This is a genomic window from Sphingopyxis sp. KK2 (assembly GCF_001990265.1).
In the GTDB taxonomy this organism is placed as follows: domain Bacteria; phylum Pseudomonadota; class Alphaproteobacteria; order Sphingomonadales; family Sphingomonadaceae; genus Sphingopyxis.
This window is the reverse complement of the sequence record NZ_LYVN01000030.1, coordinates 24,895-33,739: the sequence shown is the minus strand read 5'-3', so window position 1 is coordinate 33,739 and position 8,845 is coordinate 24,895. Positions and strand designations below refer to the sequence as shown.

General features: G+C 66.1%; 6 protein-coding genes. 3 read left to right on the top strand and 3 right to left on the bottom strand.

The window, feature by feature from the left end; translation table 11 throughout:
* Nucleotides 1–746: sorbosone dehydrogenase family protein (locus B1A78_RS07480; RefSeq protein ID WP_179102002.1), on the top strand; the 746-nt coding region annotated here is incomplete at its 5' end.
* Here B1A78_RS07480 and B1A78_RS07475 read toward each other — a convergent pair.
* The 3 genes from B1A78_RS07475 to B1A78_RS07465 are packed head-to-tail and all read right to left on the bottom strand — an operon-like array spanning nucleotide 747 to nucleotide 4,746.
* Complete coding sequence (locus tag B1A78_RS07475; protein ID WP_077146341.1) at nucleotides 747–1,352, bottom strand: DedA family protein; 606 nt, start codon at nucleotides 1,350–1,352, stop codon at nucleotides 747–749. It abuts the gene before it with no gap.
* Nucleotides 1,349–3,661 carry an FdhF/YdeP family oxidoreductase gene (locus B1A78_RS07470; protein ID WP_077146340.1) on the bottom strand — a complete coding sequence of 771 codons (2,313 nt, stop codon included), beginning with the start codon at nucleotides 3,659–3,661 and terminating at the stop codon, nucleotides 1,349–1,351. Before B1A78_RS07470 ends, B1A78_RS07475 begins: the two co-directional genes overlap by 4 nt.
* A gap of 2 nt (nucleotides 3,662–3,663) precedes the next feature.
* A complete protein-coding gene (locus tag B1A78_RS07465; protein ID WP_077146339.1) occupies nucleotides 3,664–4,746 on the bottom strand; it encodes a catalase family protein in 1,083 nt (360 codons plus the stop codon).
* A gap of 345 nt (nucleotides 4,747–5,091) precedes the next feature.
* On the opposite strand from B1A78_RS07465, the gene B1A78_RS07460 reads away from it, so the two are divergent.
* Together B1A78_RS07460 and B1A78_RS07455 are read left to right on the top strand one after the other, a co-directional pair.
* Nucleotides 5,092–6,099: a cation diffusion facilitator family transporter gene (locus tag B1A78_RS07460; protein WP_077146338.1), complete on the top strand. Its 1,008-nt coding sequence runs from the start codon at nucleotides 5,092–5,094 to the stop codon at nucleotides 6,097–6,099.
* A gap of 325 nt (nucleotides 6,100–6,424) precedes the next feature.
* Entirely contained in the window at nucleotides 6,425–8,836 is a 2,412-nt protein-coding gene (locus B1A78_RS07455) for a PAS domain-containing protein (RefSeq protein ID WP_077146337.1), read from the top strand.
* Nucleotides 8,837–8,845 lie beyond the last annotated feature (9 nt).

Sequence of the window (8,845 nt, the reverse complement as noted above, 5' to 3'; positions counted from 1 at the left end):
GGACCAAATCGCTCGCGGCGAGCGCGGACGGCACGAAGCTCTATGTGGGTATCGGCTCGAACAGCAATATCGGCGAGCGCGGAATGAGCGCCGAGGAGGATCGGGCCGTCATCTGGGAGGTCGATGCCGCCACCGGCGCGAGCCGTATCTTCGTCTCGGGCATTCGCAATCCGACCGCGCTCGCCCTCGAGCCCTCCTCGAACGCCCTCTGGGCGGTGGTGAACGAACGCGACGAGCTCGGGGCCGAGCTCGTGCCCGACTATCTGACCTCGGTGCGCGAGGGCGCCTTCTACGGCTGGCCGTACAGCTATTGGGGGCGTCACCCCGATCCGCGCGTCCATCCGCAAAAGCCCGAGCTCGTCAGGACTGCGGTCACCCCCGATTATGCGCTGGGCTCGCACGTCGCGCCGCTCGGACTGAGCTTCGCGACCGAAGGGGGTCTCCCAGGCTATGAGGCGGGCGCCTTCGTCGGCGAGCATGGCAGCTGGAACCGCAAGACCCTCGCGGGCTACAAGGTGCGCTTCGTCCCCTTCGCGAACGGGCGCCCGGCCGCGAAGCCGAAGGATTTCGTGACCGGCTTCATCAAGGACGGTAAAGCGCGGGGCCGCCCGGTCGGCGTCACCTGGGACCCGGCGCGCGGCGCGCTCTGGATCGCCGACGATCTTTCGAACACGGTGTGGCGCGTCACCGGCCCCCGCGCGCTCGCGATGCGATCGCCGGTGTCCCCGGCGGCCGGCCAGAAATAATCAGCTGGCCCCGCCCGGCTTGAAGCGGATCACGCGCCAGACATAATAGGCAAAGAGCGCGGCCATGATCGCGGTGCTTGCCGGGCCGACCATTTTTTCGACGCCCTCGAAGCGCTCGGCGAGCACATAACCCGCGACCGCGAGCGCCGCGGTCCAGACGCCCGCGCCGAGCGCCGACAGCAGCAGGAAGCGCGTCGGCGGCATCGCGAAAATGCCGGCGGGGATCGAGATGAGGGTGCGGAGACCGGGTATAAGATGGGCGAGCGGCACCGCCCATGTGCCGTGGCAGCAGAACCAGCGCTCGATCCGCGCGATATCGTCGCCGCTGAGCGTGATCCAGCGCCCGTGGCGGTCGGCCCAGCGGCGAAGCCGCTCATCGCCGATCCTGCGCGCGATCATGTACCAGAAGAGCGCGCCGAGCAGGGTCCCGGCCAGTCCGGCAGCGATCACCAGCGGCAGGCTGTAGCGTCCGTCGGCGGCGCCGAAACCCGCGAGCGGCATGATCACCTCGGAGGGGATCGGCGGGAAGACATTCTCGAGAAACATGAGGAGGAGGATGCCCGCATAGCCCATCGTCTCGACGAGATCGGTGATCCAGTCGGTCATGCGGCGGCTCCCTGATCGGCATTCCCGCGGACGATCCGCACCGGCACCGATTTGGCGGCGGGCACATGGCTCTCCTCGGCATGATGCTCGAGCGGCATGAGGAGATTGCACTCGGGATAATAGGCGCCGAGGCAGCCGCGCGGGATCGCATAGGGGGTCGCGATCATCCCGTCGCGCCGGCGGCGCCTGCCGTCGCCCGCGTCGCTTTCGAGCGCGACGATCTCGCCTTCGGCAATCCCCGCCTCCGCCATGTCCTCGGCGTTGATGAACAGCACGTCGCGCGTTCCCTTCACACCGCGGAAGCGGTCGTGATAGCCGTAGATGGTGGTGTTGAACTGGTCGTTCGACCGCAGCGTCGTCAGCCGGAACCGGCCCGGGACATCGGCAAAGCCCGCTGCGGAGAGCCCCGAGGGCGTATGGAATTCGGCCTTGCCGCTCTTCGTTTCCCAGATGCGTTCGGCCGCCTTGTTGCCCTTCCAGAAGCCGCCGGGCGTGAAGAGCCGCTGCTCATAATCGGCGAAGATGTCGGGATAGGTCTCCGCGATCGCCGCGCGGATGCGGCTGTAGTCGTCAACCCATGCATCCCAGTCGAGCCGGGGGTTGGCCGGCACGATGCGCTTTGCGATTGCCGCGACGATCGCAGGCTCTGACAGGAGATGCGGGCTCGCGGGGGGCATCTTGCCGCGCGAGCCGTGAATGCAGCTCGTCGAATCCTCGACCGAGACGGCCTGCGGTCCGCTTGCCTGCAAGTCGCGCTCGATCCGGCCGAGGCATGGCAGCAGAAAGGCCTGTTTCCCTGGGAAGAGATGATTGCGGTTGAGCTTGGTCGCGATCTGGACCGAGAGCTCGAGGCGCGGCCAGGCCGCTTCCATCGCCCCGGTCTCGGGCACCGCGCGCAGGAAATTGCCGCCGAGCCCAACGAACGCCTTCACCGACCCGTCGATTATGCCGCGGCAGGTACCGACGGTGTCGAGCCCCTTCTTGCGCGGCGCGGAGAAGCCATATTGCGCCTCGAGCCGGTCAACCGGCACGAGTTCGGTCTTTTCGGTTATACCGACGGTGCGCTGCCCTTGCACGTTCGAATGGCCGCGCACCGGCGTCGGCCCCGCGCCGAGCCTCCCCACATTGCCGCGCAGCAGCAGGAGATTGACCACCATGCGGACATTCTCGACGCCCTTCACATGCTGCGTCAGCCCCATGCCGTAGATCGCCATGACCGCGCCGGCACCCGCATAGACGCGCGCCGCCTCCTCGAGATCGGCACGCGGCAGGCCGGTCTCGCTTTCGATGTCGCGCCATTCCGCCGCGCGCACCGAAGCGGCGAACGCATCGAAGCCGACCGTGTGCGCGGCAAGAAAGTCATGATCGAGCACCGCAGGCTTGCCGGCGGCCCGGGCCTCCTCGTCCCACAGCAGCAGATACTTGGCGATCCCCGTCATCGCCGCGATGTCGCTGCCCGCGCGCAGCTGATGATATTGGGTCGAGATCGCCGTTTCCTTGAGCGTCAGCATCTCGGCCGGGTTCTGCGGATCGGTAAAACGTTCGAGCCCGCGCTCGCGCAACGGGTTGAAGGTCACGATCTCGACGCCGCGCTTTCGGCAGGCGCGCAGGTTGTGGAGCATGCGCGGCGCGTTCGAGCCGACATTCTGCCCGAAGAAGAAGATCGCGTCGGCCTGCTCGAAATCCTCGATCCGCGTCGTGCCGACCGGCACGCCGAGCGCGGCCTTCAACCCGACCGAGGTGGATTCATGGCACATGTTCGAGCTGTCGGGGAGATTCTGGTTCCCGTACATCCGCGCCATGAGACCATACATATAGGAGGCCTCGAGACTGGTGCGGCCCGAGGAATAAAAGGCGACCGCGGCGGGATCGAGCGGGCGCAGCGCGGCGCCGATCGCGTCGAACGCCTCATCCCAGCTGCAGCCGATATATCTGTCGGTTGCGGCATCGTAGCGAAGCGGGTGCGTGAGCCGCCCCTGCTGTTCGAGGTCGTAATCCGTCCAGCCGCGAAGCTCCGACAGGCTATGCGTCTCGAAAAAGGCCGGCGTCGTGCGGCGGCGCGTCAGCTCCCATGCGGTCGCCTTCGCACCTTCCTCGCAGAATTCGGCGGGATGATGATCGGCGGGCTTCGGCCAGGCGCAGCTCACGCACATGAAGCCTTGCGGCTTGTTCTGGCGAAGCAGCTCGCGGTAGCCGCGCGCATCGACGCGCTCGCGGGTCAGGATATCGGCGAGCGAGCGGACCGATCCCCAGCCGCCCGCGGGTCCGGCGAAGCGGTAAATATGAGGCCGGTCGCCGCGCTGCGCCATCGTCAGACCGGGACCCGCGACGGTTCATGATAGGGGCACGCGTTGAAGGCGGCGCGAAAGTCGGCGCTGTGCCGGTAGGGATCGCGCCGCGCACGGTTGATGTTGCCGAGCGGGCGGTGCGCCTCGAGACCGGTCCAGACCGAGAAACGCATCGCCTCATCGACATGCGAACGGCGCGCAGCGTCCCAGCTGTCCTGCGCGCGGGCGCGCAGAAGCGCGACGCGCCGGAACGGAAATTCCTCCTCGTCCCATTCGACCGACGCGTCCTCGACCGGTTGCTTGGCAAGGTCATGGCAAAGCTGGACCCTAAATTCCCAGAGGGCGTCGAAGCCCGAAAGCTCGCTCCGCAGCTCCTCGCGGATGGCATCCTCACGCCCTCCGACATCGATCGTCTTGCCAGTCAGCGCCTTCATTTCGGGAGCGAGCGGCGCGAGGCTGAACTTTGCGATATAGTCGCCAAAGCGGAAGGCCGTCGCCGAATAATAGGTTTCGCCGAGCGGCTCGCTGTTGGGCGCGCCGCCGAGCGTGTCGACCGCGGCGGGCGCATCGAGACCGACCGCGGCATAGGCATGATGCACGCCGCGCAGCGCTGCCGAGATGACTTTCTTGGTGCCCTCGAGCCTGTCGGTCGTCTTGGCGAGCAGCTTCAAGTTCGCGAGGAATTTGTCAGCGGTCTTCGCCTGGAAGATCTTGCCGTTGACGAGGATGAAATCCTGCGCGCTTCCTTCGGCGCCCGCCAGCCGCGCGCCTTGCGCATCCTCGACCTTGATCGCGATACCGCGCGGCAGGCTGATCGTGTCGGGCAGGATGTCGCCGGCATTGGTCGAGACGCGAACCCACGCGCGATGCGCGCCCGGCGCCTCGAACAGGCCCTGCGCCAGCTCCTCGGGAAGCCCTTCGTCGACGATGAACTCGGCTTCGATGATCGCATGCGCCTTGGCATGGACCGCCCGCACCGCGTGACCATAATCTTCCGAGGTCTTCTCGAGGATAGTATCGAACGCCGCGTTGATTTCGGCGATCGTCTCTTCCTCATCGGGCAGAACTGTCTCGACGGCGGGGGTGTAACTCACAGGGCTGGACATTGTCGCTCTCCATATCCCCGCCCCGGCCGGCCGGCCGCTTGCAGTCAACGAGCGGAAGGCGGGATGGATGCGGGAGACCCTAAAAAGGTCCGGGCCGCAGCACCTTATGCCTGCCCGACTGCGAAAGAATCCGACAGGCACCTCCTGCGCCCGCAAGCCGCGAGAGACCACCGCCGGTCCCATCCGCTGCGGTCGGTCAGGAGAATCGCCGTGGCATTCCCGAGACGCCAGGCGCACGCACCATGGAACGCGCGCCCCTGCAGGGCGTAGCCCATCCATGTCCCGCTGCACCGGTCCTGCCTTCGAACGGAGCCGCCTCTTGGGTGACAATCCCCGCTGCCTGCCATGGTAGCCCGGACCGTCATCGAGGCCGAGCCGTCGCGATTGCGCCACGTCAAAGCGAATATCGTTCTCTACGGCGCGCTCTTCGCCAATCTCGGTATCGCCGTCGCCAAATTCGTCGCGGCCGCTGTCAGCGGCTCCTCATCGATGCTGTCGGAGGGGGTCCATTCGCTCGTCGATAGCGGCAACCAGATACTTCTGCTCTACGGCCAGGCGAAAGCGAAGCGGCCGCCCGACAATCGGCACCCCTTCGGCTATGGCCGCGAACTCTATTTCTGGGCCTTTGTGGTCGCCATCCTCATATTCGCGGTTGGCGCTGGCATCTCGGTGTACGAAGGCTGGATTCACTACCGCGATCCGGAGCCGCTACGCGATCCAACGATCAACTATGTGGTGCTCGGTATCGCGTTCCTGCTCGAAGGTGCGTCGTGGACGATCGCAGTGCGCGAGTTCAATGCCGGGCGGCGCGGCCTTGGCTGGTGGAAAGCGGTGCGGCGCTCCAAGGATCCGGCTGGCTTTATCGTTCTGTTCGAGGATAGCGCAGCGCTCGCCGGGCTCGCGATCGCGGCGGCAGGTATCTGGCTGAGCCATGCGACCGGCGATCCCCGAATCGACGGAATTGCCTCGATGGCGATCGGCGCGATCCTCGCGGCAGTCGCGATCCTGCTCGCGCGCGAGGCGAAAGAATTGTTGATCGGCGAGGCCGCCGACCCCGAACTGATCGCGCGGATATGGACCATCGTCGAACGGCGCCCCGAGATAACCGCGGTCAACCATGTGCGCACGATCCACACCGCCCCCAATTCGATCTTCGTAGCGGTCAGCGCCGATTTCGAAGATCGTCTTGCCATGGGCGACGCCGAGACTCTGATCGAGGCAATCGAGGCCGAACTCAAGGCGGCGTCGAGCGATATCAGTTCGATCTATATCCGCCCCGAGAAGCAGTCGGACGCACTCGTCCAGCCCCGCCCGTACGAGACGCCCGTTCCCGCGCCGACCAGCGAAATCTAGGCTCTAAGCTCGCCCCGTCGCATCTTAATCCGGATGACCGCGCTGGTCCCCGGCATATCGTGCGAAGCTTCGACCGCGGGGAAAGAAACGCGACCTGTGGGTCCGCGGCGGCGCTTCGACAAGGCGCGTGCCGGCTCGTGTGTCGCGTCGCGCGGGCAAGGCATATGACTTTGACCACACTTCGAGCCACGCAACCGCAAAGATGCATCCATGATCGCTATGGAAAGACTTGATCAAGTCAGATGACAGCGCCAGCGCGGGTATATGGCACGCATCGAAATCGGCTGTCCTGCGTTATTGGCAGGCGACAGGTCAGGAGCAGCCGATGGGGTCGATGGACGGGGCGTTTCGCGAGATATTTCCGGGCGACAGCGAGATGGCACGACAGATGCGCGCGCACGACTGGTCCGCGACCTCGCTCGGCGACCCTGCCACCTGGCCCGACGCCCTCAAGATACCGCTTCATATGCTGCTGACGTCGCGCTTCGAGATGTGGCTCGGTTGGGGGGACGACCTCGCTTTCTTTTACAACGACGCGTATATTCCGACGCTCGGTATTAAGCATCCGTCCATGCTCGGTCGGCCGTTTCGCGAGGTGTGGGCCGAAGTCTATGACGACGTCGCCGACCAGGTCGAGCGCGTGCGCGCCGGCGAGGCGACATGGAACAAGGCGCTGCTCCTCCTGCTCGAACGCAGCGGCTATCCCGAAGAAACCTACCACAGCTTTTCCTACAGCCCGCTGGGCGAAGGCGCCGGCAAGGTCGGCGGCCTCCTTTGCATCGTCTCGGAGGAAACCGAGCGGATCATCAGCGAACGCCGGCTCGAGACGCTCCGCCATCTTGGAACCTCACTTGTCGGCGCCGCAGATGTGCCGTCCGTGATTGCCGCGGTCCGCGCGGTCTTCACGGAGAACCGGCGCGATTTCCCTTTTGCCGAGCTTCGTCTCGATGCCGACGGCGGCCGCCTCCACCGCTGCGATGGAGAAACGACGGTCGCGAGCCTGCCGTCCCGCGAGGCTCCGGGCCGCATCTTCGCGCTCGATGCCGGCACGTCCTGGCCCTCAGGCGACTGGGACATCGCCCCGCGCGATGCGCTTGTCGTCAACATCCCGGGCGCGGCCGACAAGCCGCCGCTGGGGTCGCTCGGCTTCGGGCTCAACCCCTATCGGCGCGCTGACGATGAACTCATCGAATTCGCCAACCTCATCGCCGCCCAGGTCGGCGGCGCGCTTGCCAGCGTTGCAACGCTCGACACCGAACGCCAGCGCGCGGACCGGATGTGGACGCACGCCCGAGACTTGATGGTTGCCGTCAACGCCGAGGGCGTGTTCGTATCGGCCAGCCCCGCCTGGAGCCGAATTCTCGGGCATGACAGCGGCGACGTCATCGGCCACCACTTCGAAGAGTTCGTCCATCCGGACGATCTCGAGGGGACGCGCGCGGCGCTCGGCCAGGCGATGAACACCGGGGATTTGACCGGTTTCGAGAACCGGTTTCGGACGAAGGGCGGCGACCTTCGCTGGATTTCCTGGCACACCGCAATGGAGGATGGCCTCGTCTTCGGGTACGGCCGCGACATCAGCGAGCAGAAACGAGGCGCCGAGCAGCTGGCGCTCGCCGAGGATGCGCTGCGGCAGGCGCAGAAGATGGAGGCGGTCGGCCAGCTGACTGGCGGCGTTGCGCACGACTTCAACAATCTGCTGATGGCGATCCACTCGAGCCTCGAACTCCTGGCGCGGCGCACCGAGGACGATCCCCAGATAGCCAAGCTGGTGGATAACAGCCTCAAGGCGGCGGAACGGGGCGCGGCGCTGACGCAGCGCATGCTGGCCTTTGCGCGGCGGCAGGAACTGGTGACCGAAGATGTCGCGCTCGAGCCGCTGGTTGCGGGAATGATGGATCTTCTCGGCCGCTCGCTCGGGCCGAGTTTCGAGATCCGCACCGATTTTCCCGGAGACCTTCCTGCGGTTCGCGCCGACGTTAATCAGCTCGAGATGGCGCTCCTCAACCTTGTCGTCAATGCGCGCGACGCAATGCCCGCCGGCGGCATCATCGTCATTTCGGCAGCTGCCACGACGCCTGACCGGGCCGCGCTTCCCGAACTGGCAGCAGGCGACCATATCCGTCTGACGGTCGAGGATCGCGGCCCGGGCATGGACGCCGAAACGCTCGCGCGCGCCGCCGATCCTTTTTTCACCACGAAGGGCATCGGCAAGGGTACGGGACTCGGCCTGTCGATGGTTCACGGCTTCGCGCGCCAGCTTGGCGGGGCGCTGCAGCTCGAGAGCCGCCCGGGCGAGGGCACCCGCGCGCACATCTGGCTCGCACCCGGCAGTGCCTGCCCCCGCCCCCCTCAGGCGGCCGCATCTGCCGCTTCCCCTTCCGGTCGCCGCCACGTCGTTCTCGCAGTCGACGACGATGCGATCATCCTCATGAACACCGCCGCACTACTCGAGGATCTGGGCCACGAGGTGCTCGAAGCCGCCTCGGGCGATGAAGCGCTGGAGCTTCTCGAGGCACGGCCCGATATCGATCTTCTGATCACCGATCAGGCGATGCCTGGCATGACGGGAAGCGAACTGATCGCTGCGGTACAAGCCGGGCGCCCGGACCTTCCGGTCATCCTCGCGACAGGCTATGGAGAAACGCCGGCGACGAACGGACTTGATATCCAGCGCCTCGGCAAACCCTATGGCCAGAGCGATTTGCGAATGGCTATCGAGGCAATCGTCTCTTGAGATAGAGAC